Origin of the sequence: Streptomyces sp. H39-C1 (assembly GCF_027158125.1) — a bacterium.
Lineage (GTDB): Bacteria > Actinomycetota > Actinomycetes > Streptomycetales > Streptomycetaceae > Actinacidiphila > Actinacidiphila fildesensis.
On sequence record NZ_JAPVLS010000071.1, the window covers coordinates 15,589 to 32,022 of the forward strand.

Below are 16,434 nucleotides of genomic sequence, written 5' to 3' on the forward strand. Positions count from 1 at the left end.
GATGACGCGCCCGGTCACGGAGGGGTGGAAAAAGGTGCGGAAAGGGTGCGGAAAGACCCTCAGCTCGCGAGGCTCGGCTGCCCGGACGGAACGGTCTCGTCGGACACCTTCTTGGCCTCCTTCTCCACCATCGAGCGCAGCTTGACCGGCGTCAGCGACGTCTGGACGTCGGGCACCGTCTCGCCGTTGATCTGGACAACGGGCACCTCACCGTAGGCGCCTGACACGAAGTCGGACTCGGACCTCGCGACCCAGCCTTCGTGGTCGTTGCCCTTCATGCACGGGACGAACTTGCCCTCGTCGATCTTCCCGGCCTTCTCCGACAGCTCCTTCAGCAGCTTCTGGCTGCTCAGCGCGTCGTCCGACGGATCCGGCTGCCGGTTCCAGACCTGCTGCACGAACTGCGTGTACCGCCCCTGGTCCTGGGCGCACGCGGCCGCGTTGGCGGCGGCCCGGGAGCCGTGGCCGCCCAGCTGGGAGTCGGTGTGGGTGACCAGCCGGTACTGGATCTCCACCTGCCCGGTCGCCAGCAGCTTCGTGAAGGTGTCCGCGTACTGCTCGGCGAACGCCTTGGACTGCGGGCTGCGCAGGTCCTCGTAGACGGTCAGCGTCACCGGGACGCTCGGCCTGACCGGCACCGCCAGCTTCGCCTGGCCGTCCGGGCCCGCCGCGTTCGCGGGCGGCTTCACCTTGTCCGCCTTCGCGCCGCGCACATGCGCGCCGATGGCCGCGGACGCCCCGAACACCACCACGAGCACCACAACGCCCGCGGCGTACGGCCGCCAGCGCTGCAGAAGACCCTTACGGGGCGCCGCCCCGGAGTCCGCCGTGTCGTTCCGGTCCTTGAGTCCCTTGGACTCCGTCATGAAATACCGCCACCTCGATCAGCGTGCTCTGCTACGTCGCCTGTATACCACCGGGACGTGTCGGGACCGGTCCGGGGGCCCTGGCGGAGGCCCTGCGTGAGGGTCAGCGGAGGGCCGGGGCCCGGGCGTAGAGGACCGCGCCTCCGACGGTGTCCACCGGGCGGTATCCGGCGTCCAGCATCCGCTGCAGGCTGGGCGTCAGGGCCGGGCCGTACGGCGCTCCGCGCGAGTCGTCGACGATCAGGTCGGCCGGGCGCAGCGCCGCCTCCTCGCCGAAGGTGCGCCAGGCGCCGGGGACCGCGTACTCCTCCCCCACCCGGGCGCCGCCGCGGCCGCCGCTGAAGTTCGTCAGGAAGCCGGCGGTCAGATAGCGGCTCGCGGGGGCGCGGCCGGAGAGCCAGTACTGCTCGGGGTGCATGCCCCACACCAGAACGGTGTCCCCGGGGCCGGTACGGGCCCGTACGGCGGCGGCGACGGCGTCGGCGTGGTCCAGCTCGGCCCGCGGCGCGGTCAGGCCCCAGACGGCGAATGCGGCGCTCGCGAGCACCGTCCAGGCGGTGGCCGCGGGCCACCAGCGCGGCAGCCCGCGCAGCGCGGCCACCCCGATGAGCACCAGCGGCGGGATCAACTGCAGGAAGTAGTGGCCGTAGAACTGGAAGCCGAAGACCGCTCCGAGCGCCGAGGCGCCCAGCCAGACCCAGAGGTCGGCGGGCAGCCGTTCCACGCCGCTCCGGCGGGCCAGCGTGAGGACCGTGGGGACGACGAAGGCCGCCCCGGCGGCGGCCAGTATCCCGGCGTTCCCCAGGCCCCGCCCCAGCGCCACGCCCCAGGCGCCCGAAGCGGAGGCGTAGGACCCGGAGCCGGTGACCGTCCAGAACAGGAACCGGGACGGGCCGGTGAAGACGGCGACGCCCGCCACCGGCAGGGCGCAGCCGGCGACCAGCCGCAGCACGGCGACCCCGCCGGGCGGCTCCGGCGCGCGCCGGGCGCTCCACAGCATCCACAGCACCGGCAGCAGCGCCGCGCCGCCGGTCTGCTTGGTCAGCGCCGCCCCCGCGACGGCCAGGCCCGCCAGCGCCCAGCGGCGGCGGTCGGCCGCCCAGAAGGCCAGTACGGTCCACGGCAGCATGAACACACCGAACGAGGCGGCCTGGGTGTCCTCGGGGGCCAGGCCGATGGAGAGCAGCAGATACCCGGCGCCCGCGGCGGCGCCCGCCCGGTTCCCCCAGCGGCGGCGGGCGACGGACGCGAGCAGCAGGGCGGTGCCGAGCTGCGCCACGACGGCGGCGGCACGCAGCGGCCACAGCGAGGCGTCGCCGAAGACCGCGAACAGCCCCTCGTAGAGCCAGGGCAGCAGCGGCGGCTTGCGGTCCACGACGGTGTCGTAGAGCACCCCGCCGTGCGCGAGCATCCGGGCCTGCACGGCGAGGTAGCCCTCGTCGGGGTTCCAGACCGGGCGCAGGAACGACGGAGCGCGGACGAGGGTGGCGAGCACGGCGAGCACCGCCGCCAGCCGCAGCCAGTAGCGGTCCGGCGGCCGCAGCCGCCGGGCCCGACGGCGGGCGCCCCCGCCGTCCTCCTCGCTCGGGGCGGGGAGTCCGGCGGGGGCGCCGCTCGTGATCTTCGGGGCCGATGGCACGCCTGACAACGTACCGGTCCGTCAGGCGCCCTTGTTGGCGCGGTTCATACGGCTGTGGCTGCGTCCGTACAGGAAGTAGACGACGACACCGATCACCATCCAGATCCCGAACCGCAGCCAGGTCTCGCTCGGCAGGTTCAGCATCAGCCACAGCGAGGCGGCCACCGAGGCGATCGGCAGCACGGGCACCCACGGGGTACGGAAGGAACGCGGCAGGTCGGGCCGGGTGCGGCGCAGGATGATGACGCCGACCGCGACGAGGACGAAGGCGAAGAGGGTGCCGATGTTCACCAGCGCCGCCAGCTCCGAGATGCTGGTGAAGCCCGCGATGACGGCGATGAGCACGCCCAGCAGGATCGTCGAGCGGTACGGAGTGCGGAACTGCGGGTGGACCCGGGAGAAGAACCGGGGAATGAGCCCGTCGCGGCTCATCGCGAAGAACACCCGGGTCTGGCCGAGCAACAGGATCATGCAGACCGTGGTGAGGCCGACCGCGGCCCCGAAACTGATGACGCCCGCGAACCACGGGTGCCCGGTCGCCTTGAAGGCGTCGGCGAGCGGCGCGTCCACCGACAGTTCGGTGTACTTCTGCATACCGGTGACGACGACCGACACGGCGACGTACAGCGCCGTACAGATGAAGAGCGAGCCGAGGATGCCGCGCGGCATGTCCCGCTGCGGGTTCTTGGTCTCCTCGGCCGCGGTCGCCACGATGTCGAAGCCGATGAAGGCGAAGAAGACGACGGCCGCGGCGGTGAAGATGCCCTGGACACCGAAGCTCGTCGGCGCGTATCCGAACAGCACCTGGATGAGCGGCGACTTGAGACCGGACTCCTTGACGGAACTGATCGCGGGCGGAAGGAAGGGCTTGTAGTTCTCGCTGTGGATGAAGAACGCGCCGGCGATGATGACCAGCAGCACCACGGCCACCTTGATCGCGACGACCACCGTGGTGACCCGCGCGGAGAGCTTCATACCGAGGACGAGGATCCCGGTCAGCAGCAGCACCAGCAGGAACGCCAGCAGGTCGAAGCCGAACCCGTTCGTGTCACTGGTGCCGGACAGCGCCTGCGGCAGATGCCAGCCCGCGTTGTCCAGCAGCGACCGCACATAGCCGGACCAGCCGACCGCGACCACCGCCGTACCGAGCGCGAACTCCAGCACCAGGTCCCAGCCGATGATCCACGCCGGGAGCTCGCCGAGGGTGGCGAAGGAGAACGTGTACGCGGACCCGGCGACCGGGACCGTGGAGGCCAGTTCGGCGTAGCAGATGGCCGCGAGCCCGCACACCACACCGGCCGCGACGAAGGCGAGGGCGACAGCGGGCCCGGCGTTGTTCTTCGCCACCGTGCCGGTGAGGACGAAGATGCCGGTGCCGATGATGACACCGACGCCGAAGACCGTGAGGTCCAGGGCCGACAGCGACCTCTTGAGCTGGTGCTCCGGCTCCTCGGTGTCCTGCATGGACTGCTCGACGGACTTGGTCCGGAAGAGCCCGTCCGGATTCCTGCCCGACGTCGGCGGGTTGTCCTGCGTACTCGTACTCACCGGCGCGCCTCCTGTTCGTCCTGCCGACAGGTTGGGGGGCGTCGGCAGTCGCTACTCCACTCCCAAGGTTCGCTTCACCCGAATAGGCGCGCCTATGCCTACGCCAATGGGTGAGGGGGTCCACCCGGATGGGTGGACCCCCTCACTCGACAGCTCCGCGGAACGGACCTCAGTCGCTGACCGCCGCCGGCTCGGCCGATCCGACGCTCTCGCCGTACCGGCCGTCGATCGTCGCGACCAGACCGGTGACCTGGCGTGCGATGTCGGGCGCGGTCAGCCCGATCTCGGCCATGACCTCCTTGCGGGAGGCGTGGTCCAGGAACTCCGCCGGGATGCCGAAGTCGCGCAGCGGTACGTCCACGTCCGCGTCGCGCAGCGCCTGCGAGATCGCCGAGCCGACACCGCCGGCCCGGCAGTTGTCCTCGACGGTGACCACGACGCGGTGGCCGGCCGCGAGCCCGGGCAGCGCCGCGTCCACCGGCTTGACCCAGCGCGGGTCGACGACGGTGGTGGTGATGCCCTGGGCGTCGAGCAGATCGGCGATCTCCAGGCACATCGGGGCGAGGGCGCCGACCGAGACCAGCAGGACGTCGGGGCGCTCGCCCTCGGGCACCTTCCGGAGCACGTCCATGCCGCCGACCCGGCCGACGGCCTTGACCGCCGGGCCGACCGCGCCCTTGGAGTACCGGACGACGGTGGGCGCGTCGTCGACCTCGACGGCCTCGCGCAGCTGGGCGCGGACCTGGTCGGCGTCGCGCGGCGCGGCGATCCGCAGACCGGGTACGACCTGGAGGATCGACATGTCCCACATGCCGTTGTGCGAGGCGCCGTCGGTGCCGGTGACACCGGCCCGGTCCAGCACGAAGGTGACACCGCACTTGTGCAGCGCCACATCCATCAGCACCTGGTCGAAGGCGCGGTTCAGGAACGTCGCGTACACGGCGAAGACCGGGTGCAGGCCGCCGGTGGCCAGGCCCGCGGCCGAGACGGCGGCGTGCTGCTCGGCGATGCCGACGTCGTAGACCCGGTTCGGGAAGACCTTCGCGAACTTGTCCAGGCCGACCGGCTGCAGCATCGCGGCGGTGATCGCGACGATGTCCTCGCGCTCCCTGCCGAGCTTGACCATCTCCTCGCCGAAGACCGAGGTCCAGTCGGCGCCGGAGGCGGCGATCGGCAGGCCGGTGTCCGGGTGGATGGGGCCGATGCCGTGGAAGCGGTCCGCCTCGTCCTGCTCGGCCGGGCGGTAGCCGCGGCCCTTCTCGGTGAGGCAGTGCACGATGACGGGGCCGCCGAAGCGCTTGGCGCGCTGCAGCGCCGACTCCAGCGCGTCCACGTCATGGCCGTCGATCGGGCCGACGTACTTCAGGCCCAGGTCCTCGAACATGCCCTGCGGGGCGATGAAGTCCTTGAGGCCCTTCTTGGCGCCGTGCAGCGTCTCGTAGAGCGGCTGTCCGATGAGCGGGGTGCGCTCCAGCAGGTCCTTGGTGCGGGACAGGAAGCGCTCGTAGCCGTCGGTGGTGCGCAGCGTCGCCAGGTGGTCGGCGAGCCCGCCGATCGTCGGGGCGTAGCTGCGCTCGTTGTCGTTGACAACGATGACGAGCGGCCGGTCCCGGGCGGCGGCGATGTTGTTCAGCGCCTCCCAGGCCATACCGCCGGTCAGCGCGCCGTCACCGATGACGGCCACCACGTGGTCCTGCTTGCCGAGCACCTCGTTGGCCTTGGCGAGGCCGTCGGCCCAGCCGAGGACCGTCGAGGCGTGGCTGTTCTCGATGACGTCGTGCTCGGACTCGGCGCGCGAGGGGTAGCCGGAGAGGCCGCCCTTGCTCTTGAGCCGGGTGAAGTCCTGCCGTCCGGTGAGCAGCTTGTGCACATAGGACTGGTGCCCTGTGTCGAAGAGCACCTTGTCCCGGGGCGAGTCGAAGACCCGGTGCAGGGCGATGGTCAGCTCCACCACACCGAGGTTGGGGCCCAGGTGTCCGCCGGTCTTGGAGACCGCGTCGACGAGGAAGGTACGGATCTCGCCCGCCAGCTCCACCAGCTGCTCCTGGCTGAGCCGGTCGAGGTCGCGCGGTCCCTTGATACGGGTCAGCAGCGCCACCCGTGCCTCCTATGCAGTCGAACTGGTCGATCCGTCGAGTCTAATGTTCCCCGTGCGGCACCGTGGAGCGCCCCGTGCGACGTTTGTCACCCGCGACCCACCCGCAGCGCACCCGCGGACCACCCGGCAACACGAATGCCCGGTGCAGGGATGATCATCCCCGCACCGGGCCGGTGCCGCCACACCACCGACATGCGGAGGTGTGTGCGATGGAGCGTTACGCGCGGCCGGAGGCCTTCTGCGTCTTGCGCGACACCGAGTCGATGACCACGGCGGCGAGCAGAACGGCGCCGGTGATCATGTACTGCAGCGAGGTGTTCATGTTCAGCAGGTCGAGGCCGGTCTGGATGGACTGGATGACGAGCATGCCGAGCAGGGCGGACCAGGTGTTGCCGCGACCGCCGAAGAGGCTGGTGCCACCGATGACCGCGGCCGCGATGGCCAGCATCAGGAGGTTGCCACTACCGGCGGCGAGCGTCGCGGTGTAGGTCTGCGCGGCGAGGAACAGACCGCCGGCCGCCGCGAAGCCGCCGGAGATGGCGAACACCGAGATACGGATCAGGGCCACGTTGATACCGGCACGGCGGGCGGCCTCGATGCTGCCACCGACGGCGAAGATCTTGCGGCCGTACGAGGTGCGCCGCAGGACGAAGTCGGTGAGCACGAGCGCCACGAGGAAGATCACCAGGGCGTTGGGCACACCCGCCGCCTGGTTCAGCACGTACGCGGCGACGAAGGAGACCACGGCCAGCGCACCGACACGTACGGCGATCTCGCCGGTCGGCCGGTACGGGACCCCGGCCTGGCGGCGGCGGCGCTGCTCGATGAGCGAGCCGGCGAGCAGGGCGACGGTGCCGAGACCCGCCAGCAGGTACGCGCCGGCGATGTCCTGGTTCATGAAGAAGGAGCGCTGCCCGAGCAGGTGCAGCGGGCCCTTGTCCTGGATCGAGAGGCTGCCGGTGTCGCCCAGCAGCCACAGCATCAGGCCGTTCCAGCCGAGGTTGCCGGCGAGGGTGACCACGAAGGCCGGCACACCGATCTTGGCGAAGAAGTAACCGTGCAGCGCGCCGATGGCGATACCGGTCAGGAGGGTCAGGAAGACGGCCAGCCAGGGATTCACACCGTGTGTCGTCGCCAGGATGGCGAAGACGGCGGCCGACAGACCACTGACGGAGGCGACCGACAGGTCGATCTCACCGAGCAGCAGCACGAAGACCAGGCCGATGGCGATCATGCCGGTGGCGGACATGAAGTAGCTGATGTTGAGCATGTTGCCGGCGCTCAGGAACAGGCTGTCCTGGGACTGGAACACGGACCAGATGATGATCAGACCGACGACGACGGGCAGCGAGCCGAGCTCACCACCGCGCACCTTGCGCTTGAACTCGGTCAGATAGCCCTTGAGTCCCTCTTCGCGGACCAGCAGTCGCGGGTCGACGACGGGGATCGCCGCCGCGGTGGGGTCTTCGGCCGGGGGCGTGTCCTTCACCGTCTTGGACAGGTCGCTCACTTTGCCGCCTCCGTGTTGCGCGCCTGACGACGGGTCACGGCGTTCTCCGTGGCTCCGGTGATCGCCGCGATGATCTCTTCGGGACTGGTGTCCTTCACCGGGAAGGCACCGTTGTTCTTGCCGAGCCGCAGGACGGACACCGTGTCCGCCACGGCGCGCACATCGGCCATGTTGTGGCTGATGAGGATGACGGCGAGGCCACGCTCGCGCAGCCGCTCGACCAGGTCGAGGACCTGGGCGGTCTGCTCCACGCCGAGGGCGGCGGTGGGCTCGTCGAGGATGACGACCTTCGGCTCACCGATCAGGGCGCGGGCGATGGCGACGACCTGTCGCTGACCACCGGACAGACTCGCGATCGGGATGCGGACGCTCGGGATGCGGATCGACAGGGTGTCGAGCAGCTCGCGGGCGCGCTGCTCCATCGTCACCTCGTCGAGCGCGAGCCCGCGGCGCAGTTCGCGGCCCAGGTAGAGATTGCCGACGACATCGAGGTTGTCGCACAGCGCGAGGTCCTGGTAGACGGTGGCGATGCCGAGGCCCTGGGCGTCGTGCGGCCGGTCGATGCTGACCGGCGTGCCCTCCCACTCGATGACGCCTTCGTCGATCGGGTGCACACCGGCGATCGTCTTGACCAGAGTGGACTTGCCGGCACCGTTGTCACCGACTAGCGCGACGACCTGACCGGTATGGACCTCCAGCTCGACATCGGTGAGGGCTTGCACCGCACCGAATCGCTTGGAGACTCCGCGCAACGCCAGCACGGGCGTAGCGGACACGTGAATCATCTCCTTCGCCGCCTGACCGGCGGGGATGCCGCGCCCTGGGAGAGGCGCGGAAGGACGTGCAAGAAGCACAGGATTACAAAGTGAATACGTGGGGGTAAGTCCCGTGACCCGTAAGCGTTTCCGTCCGGCGCCCCACCCCGAAGCGGGGATGATGGTGGGGCGGGGCGCCGGACAGGCTTTTACGGGACCGGGGGCCTTGTGAGCCCCGGGGTTTTACTGAATGCCGGCGGCCTTGCAGGCGGCGGCGTAGTCAGCGGTGCAGATCTGGGCCACGGTGTAGAGCTGGTCCTTGACGACCGTGTCCTTGATGTTGGCCTTGGTCACCGACACCGCGGGGAGCAGCTTCGCGGGCACGGTGGTGCCGGAACCGCTGGTCGCCGTGATGTCCGCGACGGACTTGATGTCCTCACCGTTGAGCAGCTTGACCGCGATCTCGGCGGTCGCGTCGGCCTCGGGCTTGAAGGCCTTGTAGACGGTGCTGGTCTGCTGGTCCGCGAGGATCCGCTGGACACCGGCGAGCTCGGCGTCCTGACCGGTCAGCGGGACGTTGATGCCCGCGCCCTTGAGGGCGGTGGCGATACCGCCGGCCATGCCGTCGTTGGCGGAGTAGACACCGGCGATGTTCTTGGCGCCGAGCTGGGTGATGGCCGCCGTGACCTTCTGGTTGGCGACGGTGTCCTTCCACAGACCGCTCTGCTCGTACGCGATCTTGACCTTGCCGTCGAGCGCCTTGTGGGCACCGGCCTTGAACTGCGCGGCGTTCGGGTCGGCGTCGTCACCGTTGATCATGACAACGTTGGCAGTCGGGGTGGCCTTGGCGCCCATGGCGTCGAGGAGGGCCTGACCCTGCAGCTCGCCGACCTTCTCGTTGTCGTAGGAGACGTAGGCGGAGACGGGGCCCTGGGCGAAGCGGTCGTACGCCACGACCTTGATGCCCTTGTCCACGGCCGCCTGGACCGAGGCCTTGATGCCGACCGCGTCCTGCGGGTCGAGGATCAGGACCTTGACGCCCTTGGTGATCATGCTGCTGACCTGCTGCGCCTGCTTGGCCGGGTCGCCGGCGGCGTTCGCGTACTCGATCTTGCAGTCGGAGCAGAGCGACTTGATCTTCGCTTCGATCAGCGGGCGGTCGAACTTCTCGTAGCGCGTCGTCGCGTTCTCCGGAAGGAGCAGGCCGATCGACTTGTCCTTGCTGCTGTCGGACTTGTTGTCTCCGGCCTTGCCGCACGCGGCCACGGACAGGGCCATCGTTACCGCAAGCGAGCCAATTACGGCACGACGCATCATTGCGTTCATTTTGGGTTGCCTCCCTGACGAGGCCGCAACGCTGCGGCCGAGGTTCACGTGAGTCAACTCCGCCGTTGCCATGCCGTCAATAAGTAAACACTTAACGAGATGGCAACGGCGCGTTTCGTTAGCTGTGTGAACCCAGGGTTATGCAGGTCGTTGCGCTGAAAGGGCCGGAACCGCCGCCGGAGCATTTCCATCAAGAAGGGTCGAATCACCCATTTCGCTCAGTACCAGAGCGAGCGCTCCGAGTACTTCCGCGCGTGCGCCGAGCCCGCCGGGGACGATCGACAGCTGCCGGGCCGCGCTCGGAATGGCGTAGCGCGCCACCGACTCGCGGATCGGCGCCAGCACCAGCTCGCCGGCCTCCGCGAGATCGCCCCCGAGGACGACCCTGCTGGGGTTGAGGAGGTTGCAGAGACTGGCCACGCCCATGCCGATGTGCCGCCCCACGTCCGCGATCACCCGGCGGCAGCCCGGATCGCCCTCCCGGGCGTACTGGACCATCCGCGGCACCGTGAGATCGGCGCCGTGGCTGCTGCGCAGCAGCTCCAGGGTGTAGCGCGCGGCGGTGAAGGTCTCCAGGCAGCCGCGGTTGCCGCAGCGGCACACCGGGCCCGACTCGTCCAGCGTGATGTGCCCTATCTCGCCCGCCGTGCCGCCCGGGCCGCGGTAGATGCGGCCGTCTATCACCAGGCCCGCGCCGACGCCGCTGGCGACCTTGATGTAGGCCAGGTCCCGTACCCCGCGGCCGCCGCCCCAGACCAGTTCGCCCAGCGCGCCCAGGTTGGCGTCGTTGTCCACCTTCACGGGCATGCCGAGTCGGTCGGACAGCTCCTGACGTGGGTTGATGCCGCTCCAGCCGGGCAGGATCGCGGTCGATCCGATGGCTCCGGACTCCACGTCTATGGGGCCGGGGACACCGAGGCCGACCCCGAGCACCTTGTCCACGCCTATGCCGGTCGACTCGATCAGCTGGGCGACCAGCTGCTCGGCCCGGTCGAAGCCCTGGGACGCGGAGGCGTCCACGTCGATCGGCTCGGACTGCTCGGCCAGCACCTGGTGCGCCAGGTTCCCCACCGCCACCCGCAGGTGGGAGTGTCCGAAGTCGACGCCCACGACGATGCCGACATCGCCGGACAGCGCAACGCTGCGGGCCCGTCTTCCTCCGGAGGAGGTAGGCGTGACCTGCACCGTTCCGTTGTCCCGCAGCTCCCGGACGATATTGGAGACCGTGGCGGCGGACAGCCCGGTACTCCGGGCGATCTCCGCCTGGGTGAGCGAGCCTGCCAGCCGTACGGCGCGGACCACACGCTCTAGGTTGGCCCGGTGCAGCGATGACTGCGATCCCGGAGTCTCCACGACCATCCACTCCTGCCTCGGCAGGCGGTACAAACCGCCGCCCGAACGGACGAGGCCGCACCAGTGAGACCCCGTCGTCTACAACATGTGAACCCTAAGCTGAGCCTTCAGGGTGATGTCCCGTCAAGGGCTGAGACCATTCTGCGACGGAAAGCCCGATGCGTCATAGGTCGCCCGTACCCTCTCAGCGCCTCAGGACGTCACGGAGGGAAGACGTGTCGCGGCGCAGCAGCTCGTCCTCGACGAAGGTGACCTCGTAGTCGTTCTCCCCACCGGTCATCCGCAGCACGAGCCGGCCGTCGTCCGCGATCACCGCCGTCGCAGGACCGCCCGTCGATTCGTCCCGGCCGGCGAGTACCCAGCCGAGATCCGGATCCCGCCGCACGTACACAAGGTGATCGCGCCCGATGCCCGCCCGGGCGAGCACCGCCGCGTCCACCCCGGGCGCCGCGAGCGGATCGTGCGCCTCCGGCAGCCCGTCCGTGCCGGTCCGCTGGAGCAGGGCGATCTTGACCGCCCGGCGCAGCCGCGGGTCCCGGGTCTCGGCCAGGAAGCGGCCGAGCACCTCGGTCTCCGCCGTGTTCCGCGCGAAACCGCCCGCGTAGCTGGAGGCACGGACGCGGTAGACGTACGAAGGGTCCGCCGGCTTGCTGACGACCGCGCCCGCGGCGACCAGCCGCAGCCACAGGTCCCACTCCTCGCCGTAGGCGATCTTCCGGAAGCCGCCGACCTTGTCGTACAGCGCCCGGCTGTACAGCGCGCCGACCACGACGTAGTTCTGCGCGAGCAGCTGGACGAGCTGATCGCCGGGGAGCGGCAGCCGGCCCTTGGTGTACGTGCCGGGGACGAACGGCCCGGTGCCGGTCCAGGTCAGCGGGCGGGGGCTGATCAGCCCCGGGCTGGCCTCGTAGGCGTCGCACATCGCCTCGACATGGTGCGGAAGGAAGGCGTCGTCGCCGTCGAGCTGGCACACCAGGTCGGTGCCGAGCCGCTCGATCCCGGTCCCCCGGGCGCCCCAGACACCGAGGCGGCGGGTGTTGCGGACCAGTGTCAGCGGCAGCACCTCGCTCCAGCGCTCCACGCGCCGCACGGTGTCGTCGTCGGAGCAGTCGTCCACGACGACGATCTGGTCGACGGGCCGGGTCTGCATGGCCACCGACCCCAGGGCCTGGTCGATGAAGTCCGAGGAGTTCATGGCGGGGACGATGACGCCGACCGTCGGTCGGTCAGTGGGACGCGACACGGAACTGGGGCCTTTCGACAAGGTAGTAGTGCGGGAGAACGACATCGGGCAGGACGGAGAGCGCCGCTTCGTACGCGCGCCGCACCTCCGCGACGGTGACGGGCCGGCCGCCGTCGCCCCTTGCGTGCGGGACCACCCGCACCGTCACCCGGGGCGCCCCGGCGGCGTCCCGGTCGACGAGCAGTTCGGCGTCGGCCACGGCTTCCAGGCCGAGCAGGGCCCGGCGCATGGCACCGAGATCGGCCCAGGAGGCGTCGGTCAGCAGCCAGTCGTCACCCCTGGCAAGGGGCCGGACGAGGAAGCCGTCCGGCGCCGCCATCGGGACCCCGGGGCGGCGGGCGGACTCGGTCAGCAGCGTCTCCATGTCCAGGAGCAGCCCGCGGACGTCGTCCCGGGGCAGGTACGCGGTGTCCGCGACCAGTCGGTGCACGGTGATCGGGCCCTCCGGCTCGGAGCTCACGTTGTAGTAGAGCTTCAGGGCGGGCAGGGCGAACGGCGCCGCCCAGGAGAAGGACCGGTCGTCCGCGCCCTCCTCCGCCGTGTCCTCCGGTGTCCGGGTCCGCTGTTCCGGCTCGCCGAACAGCAGAGTGGTGTCGTTGTGCAGGACGGACAGGTCCAGCCGCTGCCCCCGGGCCTGGCCCGCCGCCGCGATCAGCCCGTCGAGATCCGCCGGGTCGTACTGGGCCCTGGCGTACCCGCGCAGCGTGTCCTTGTGGGTGGCGCGGACGACGTCGTCGAACGCGGGCCCGGAGACATCGGGGCAGAGCACGACATCGGAGGCGAGCGGGGCGACCATGCCCTGCCGGTCCGCGCCGACCCGGTTGGCGAAGATCGTCTTCAGCGCGCAGCGGGTGGTGCCGTTGCGGCGCGCGAGGAGCGCCGCGAACGCCGCGAGGTGCACGGTCGCCGTGCTCACCTGGCAGCGCAGGGCGATCGTCCGGGCGGCGGCGTCCATCGGGGCGGAGCGCAGCTCGCCGTGCGCGGCCCCGGGATCGCCCGACGCCCCCGCGAACATCGACTGCGGGGCGCCGTCGAGGACCTTGCGCACATACGCGCCCGACCGGCGGTTCATCGCCCGGCCCCGCTCGGACTGCTCCTGCTCCGCCAGATCCAGCGGCTGGGTGCGCCGCGGCCCGGCCGCATCGGCGGCGGGCCGGCCCGCCAGCCGGTCCCGCAGATCCTGTTCCAGGATCCGCAGCGCCCAGCCGTCCAGCGCCACATGGGAGAGATAGAGAAGGACGCGGAACGGCGCTCCCCCGGGCGCCAGCAGCAGCGTGACCCGGATCCCCCATTCGTGTGAGAGGTCGAAGCCGGACTCCGCCATCCGGGTGTGCAGCCGGACGGTCTCGGCCTCGGGATCGGCGCCGGCCGCCATGGGTTCGATCCGGACGGGCAGCCGTCCCTCCCCCTGGACCGACTGCCGGGGCGGCTCAGCGTCCGTTCCCGGGAGGTAGACGGTGCGCAGGCTCTCGTACGCGGCCACCACCTGCCGCAGGGCGGCCAGCACGTCCTCGGTGGTGAAGGTGCCGTCCAGCTCCACGAAGTACTTGATGTTGTAGTCGTAGGCGTGCGCCTCGGTCCTGCTCCGCACCGCCTCGTAGATCACCCGTTGTCCCCACGTCAGGGGTGCCTGGGCGGAGCGCAGTCCCGCGAGGTCCAGCTGGGCCGTCCACGTGTCGGTCACCCCTCGCTCCCGGCGGCCGGCAGGAGAGAGGCGGTCAGCAGGGCGGGCAGTCCGGCGAGCGACGCCAGTGCGGCGCCCGGGGCGCCCCCCACCAGATAGGTGGTGATGCCCGCCGCCTCCCCCTGCCGGACGTCGTGCGCGGTGTCCCCGGCGAAGACCACCTCGGCCGCGGAGAGTCCCAGCAGTCCCCGGGCCCGGTGCAGACCCTCCGGTGCCGGCTTGGGCTCGTCGACGTCCTCGCGGGCGACCAGCAGCGGGATGTCGAGGCCCGCGGCGGTGAGCAGCAGGGCCGCGGCGGCCCGGGAGCGGCCGGTGCACACCCCGAGGGCGAGGCCCAGCGCGGCCAGCTCCTCGATCGCCTCGGCGGCGCCCGGCCGGGGCGGGGCGGGTGCCTCCGCGAGCGCGAGCGGGAAGTGCGCGTTGTAGGCCGCCATCGCCCGCTCGGCGAGCGGCTCACCGACCAGCCGGACGAGCGTCGCCCGATCGGTCGCGGCCGACCGGGTCGCGATGAGGGCCGCGCTCGGCCGCGGCAGCCCGAGGTCCTGGCACGCCGCGCGCAGACAGCGCACATGCACGCCCCGGGACTCCACCAGCGTTCCGTCGAGATCGAGGATGACGCCCCGCACCGTCATATGCGTTCGCTTCCTGAAGGGTCGGGGGACTGCGCCGTCGCGTTGCGGGACTGCTCGTTCGATGGAGGAGAAGCCGCAGGTGGAGGGCCGGATGCGGCGGCCAGTTCGGTCACCGCGAGCAGCGCGTTGACCGGGCCGGCCGCGAGCGCGGCGCCCGATCCCATGCCGAGCCGCATCTCCAGGTCGAGCACCGGCTTCAGCCCCATCTCGTCCAGCAGCATCCGGTGGGCGGGTTCGGTGGAGACATGGGAGGCCACCAGGTACTCGCGGACCTGCGGGCACAGCCGGCAGGCGATGAGCGCGGACACCGCCGTCATACAGCCGTCGAGCACCACCAGGCAGCCGCGGGCGGCGGCGGCCAGGATCACGCCGACGTTGCCGCACAGCTCGTAACCGCCGAGCGCGGCGAGCTGCCGGACCGGATCCCCGCCGTGGACCGGATCGACGTCGGGCCCGGACGTGCGCTCCAGCGCCTGTTCCACCAGCCGCGTCTTGAGCCGGACGGTCTCCTCGCCGACGCCGGAGCCCCTGCCCGCGAGGTCCCGCGGGTCGGCCCCGAGCAGCCGGGCGGCCAGCGCGGCGGCCGACGTCGTGTTGCCGACGCCGATCTCACCGCAGGCGGCCATGCTCCCGGCGGGGAAGACCTCGTGGGCGAACCGGGCGCCGGCCTCGATCGCGTCCAGCGCCTGTCCGAAGGTCATCGCGTCGGCGCGGGTGATGTCCGCCGTGCCGTATCCGATCTTGTAGCGGTGGTCCCCGGTGTCGGTGCGCAGCCCCAGGTCCGCGGCCTCCACCCGGCCGCCCACCCGGGCGGCGAGCGCGCAGACGGGTGCCTGTCCCGCGACGATCTCCGCGAAGAGCCGGGCGGTGGCCTCCGGCCGGTGCGCGGAGACTCCGTGCTCGGCCACCCCGTGGTCGCCCGCCAGTACCGAGACCACGACCGGCAGCGGCCGGACGCGGTGCGTCCGCAGGATGCCCGCGACCTGCCAGCCGATCTCGTCGAGGCGGCCAAGACTGCCGGCCGGTCTGGATCCGGTCGCGGCGACCAGTCGCGCCAGCCGCGCGGTCCGCCGGTCGAACGCGCCGACCGCGTCGGTCAGCACGCCCAGCCGTTCCTCCGGCCGTACTCCGGCACGCTCGGCGGCACCGCCGCCGGCCTCGTGCCCGCTCCGGTCCGCCGCCCTCGAAACCTCCACCAGCCCTCCCCCGTCGAAGCGTTCACCACGGCCGCTCCCCCGGCCCCGGCCGCAGCCGGGCCACACAGTACGCGGCGGTTTTGCCGATGTCACGAAGTGATCCCCGGCGCTCGGGAGCTGTCCGGGAGACCGTTCGGGGACCGCGTCAAAAGTCCAAGCGCTCCTCCCCGGAAGCCCAAGCGCTCTTCAAGGAAAGCCCTTTCGCCCCCACTGGGCCCACTGTTAGGCTCGCGCCCTCAACCGGTCTAGACAACTCATCGGCTGAGTACGGGGCGATCCTGCCATGGCGTGGGAGAGGGACGATGATTTCTCGGGAGACAGTCGTGGCGGCGCTCGTCGGCCGCCTCGCGGAAACCCTGCCGGAAGCGCGCGGTGCCGCGCTCCAGGAGACGGACGATCTGCGGCAGTTCGCCGGATTCGACTCCCTGGGAATCCTGGAGACGCTGGTGTGGCTGGAGTCGGAGTTCGACATCACCATCCCGGACGAGGACCTGGACGTGGAGAACTTCCAGTCGGTCGGCAGGATGGCCGACTTCGTCCTCACCCACCGCTGACCGGCTCTTGACCGGATATCCAGGAGGAGC

General features: G+C 70.9%; 13 protein-coding genes. 1 reads left to right on the top strand and 12 read right to left on the bottom strand.

Annotation, left to right across the window (positions count from 1 at the left end; translation table 11 throughout):
* Positions 1-59: 59 nt before the first annotated feature.
* The 12 genes from O3W51_RS34900 to O3W51_RS34955 all read right to left on the bottom strand — a co-directional run bounded on the left by O3W51_RS34900 (position 60) and on the right by O3W51_RS34955 (position 15,850).
* On the bottom strand, positions 60-866 hold the full coding sequence (locus tag O3W51_RS34900) for a DsbA family protein (protein ID WP_138354281.1): 807 nt from the start codon (positions 864-866) through the stop codon (positions 60-62).
* A 103-nt stretch (positions 867-969) separates the two neighbouring features.
* Complete coding sequence (locus tag O3W51_RS34905) at positions 970-2,505, bottom strand: glycosyltransferase family 39 protein (RefSeq protein WP_381586067.1); 1,536 nt, start codon at positions 2,503-2,505, stop codon at positions 970-972.
* A gap of 21 nt (positions 2,506-2,526) precedes the next feature.
* The gene (locus O3W51_RS34910; RefSeq protein ID WP_187145339.1) at positions 2,527-3,969 is read right to left on the bottom strand and encodes an amino acid permease; all 1,443 of its coding nucleotides are present in this window, start codon (positions 3,967-3,969) and stop codon (positions 2,527-2,529) included.
* Between the two features lie 253 nt (positions 3,970-4,222).
* Complete coding sequence (dxs, locus tag O3W51_RS34915; protein ID WP_138354279.1) at positions 4,223-6,151, bottom strand: 1-deoxy-D-xylulose-5-phosphate synthase; 1,929 nt, start codon at positions 6,149-6,151, stop codon at positions 4,223-4,225.
* 217 nt (positions 6,152-6,368) lie between these two features.
* Positions 6,369-7,661 (bottom strand): sugar ABC transporter permease, encoded by a 1,293-nt coding sequence (locus O3W51_RS34920; protein WP_138354278.1) that lies wholly within the window; start codon positions 7,659-7,661, stop codon positions 6,369-6,371.
* Positions 7,658-8,446 carry an ATP-binding cassette domain-containing protein gene (locus O3W51_RS34925; RefSeq protein WP_138354277.1) on the bottom strand — a complete coding sequence of 263 codons (789 nt, stop codon included), beginning with the start codon at positions 8,444-8,446 and terminating at the stop codon, positions 7,658-7,660. Before O3W51_RS34925 ends, O3W51_RS34920 begins: the two co-directional genes overlap by 4 nt.
* A gap of 213 nt (positions 8,447-8,659) precedes the next feature.
* Positions 8,660-9,742, bottom strand: a complete 1,083-nt coding sequence (locus O3W51_RS34930; RefSeq protein WP_244809480.1) for a sugar ABC transporter substrate-binding protein — start codon at positions 9,740-9,742, stop codon at positions 8,660-8,662.
* A 138-nt stretch (positions 9,743-9,880) separates the two neighbouring features.
* Positions 9,881-11,095, bottom strand: a complete 1,215-nt coding sequence (locus tag O3W51_RS34935; RefSeq protein WP_138354276.1) for an ROK family transcriptional regulator — start codon at positions 11,093-11,095, stop codon at positions 9,881-9,883.
* Between the two features lie 184 nt (positions 11,096-11,279).
* Positions 11,280-12,338 (bottom strand): glycosyltransferase family 2 protein, encoded by a 1,059-nt coding sequence (locus O3W51_RS34940; RefSeq protein ID WP_269288311.1) that lies wholly within the window; start codon positions 12,336-12,338, stop codon positions 11,280-11,282.
* Positions 12,322-14,022 (bottom strand): condensation domain-containing protein, encoded by a 1,701-nt coding sequence (locus tag O3W51_RS34945; protein ID WP_138354274.1) that lies wholly within the window; start codon positions 14,020-14,022, stop codon positions 12,322-12,324. The genes O3W51_RS34940 and O3W51_RS34945 overlap by 17 nt, the downstream gene beginning before the upstream one ends.
* Positions 14,019-14,654 (bottom strand): HAD family hydrolase, encoded by a 636-nt coding sequence (locus O3W51_RS34950; RefSeq protein ID WP_138354273.1) that lies wholly within the window; start codon positions 14,652-14,654, stop codon positions 14,019-14,021. Before O3W51_RS34950 ends, O3W51_RS34945 begins: the two co-directional genes overlap by 4 nt.
* Positions 14,651-15,850, bottom strand: coding sequence for a nicotinate-nucleotide--dimethylbenzimidazole phosphoribosyltransferase (locus O3W51_RS34955; protein WP_138354272.1), 1,200 nt, complete (start codon positions 15,848-15,850; stop codon positions 14,651-14,653). Before O3W51_RS34955 ends, O3W51_RS34950 begins: the two co-directional genes overlap by 4 nt.
* Before the next feature lie 302 nt (positions 15,851-16,152).
* Here O3W51_RS34955 and O3W51_RS34960 point away from each other — a divergent pair, with 302 nt between their 5' ends.
* Entirely contained in the window at positions 16,153-16,404 is a 252-nt protein-coding gene (locus O3W51_RS34960) for an acyl carrier protein (protein WP_138354271.1), read from the top strand.
* Positions 16,405-16,434 lie beyond the last annotated feature (30 nt).

Coding starts and splice junctions, on each gene's coding strand:
- O3W51_RS34925 (WP_138354277.1), bottom strand. CDS start 8,446: ATGATTCACGTGTCCGCTACGCCCGTGCTGGCGTTGCGCGGAGTCTCC.
- O3W51_RS34950 (WP_138354273.1), bottom strand. CDS start 14,654: ATGACGGTGCGGGGCGTCATCCTCGATCTCGACGGAACGCTGGTGGAG.
- O3W51_RS34900 (WP_138354281.1), bottom strand. CDS start 866: ATGACGGAGTCCAAGGGACTCAAGGACCGGAACGACACGGCGGACTCC.
- O3W51_RS34910 (WP_187145339.1), bottom strand. CDS start 3,969: ATGCAGGACACCGAGGAGCCGGAGCACCAGCTCAAGAGGTCGCTGTCG.
- O3W51_RS34930 (WP_244809480.1), bottom strand. CDS start 9,742: ATGAACGCAATGATGCGTCGTGCCGTAATTGGCTCGCTTGCGGTAACG.
- O3W51_RS34960 (WP_138354271.1), top strand. CDS start 16,153: ATGATTTCTCGGGAGACAGTCGTGGCGGCGCTCGTCGGCCGCCTCGCG.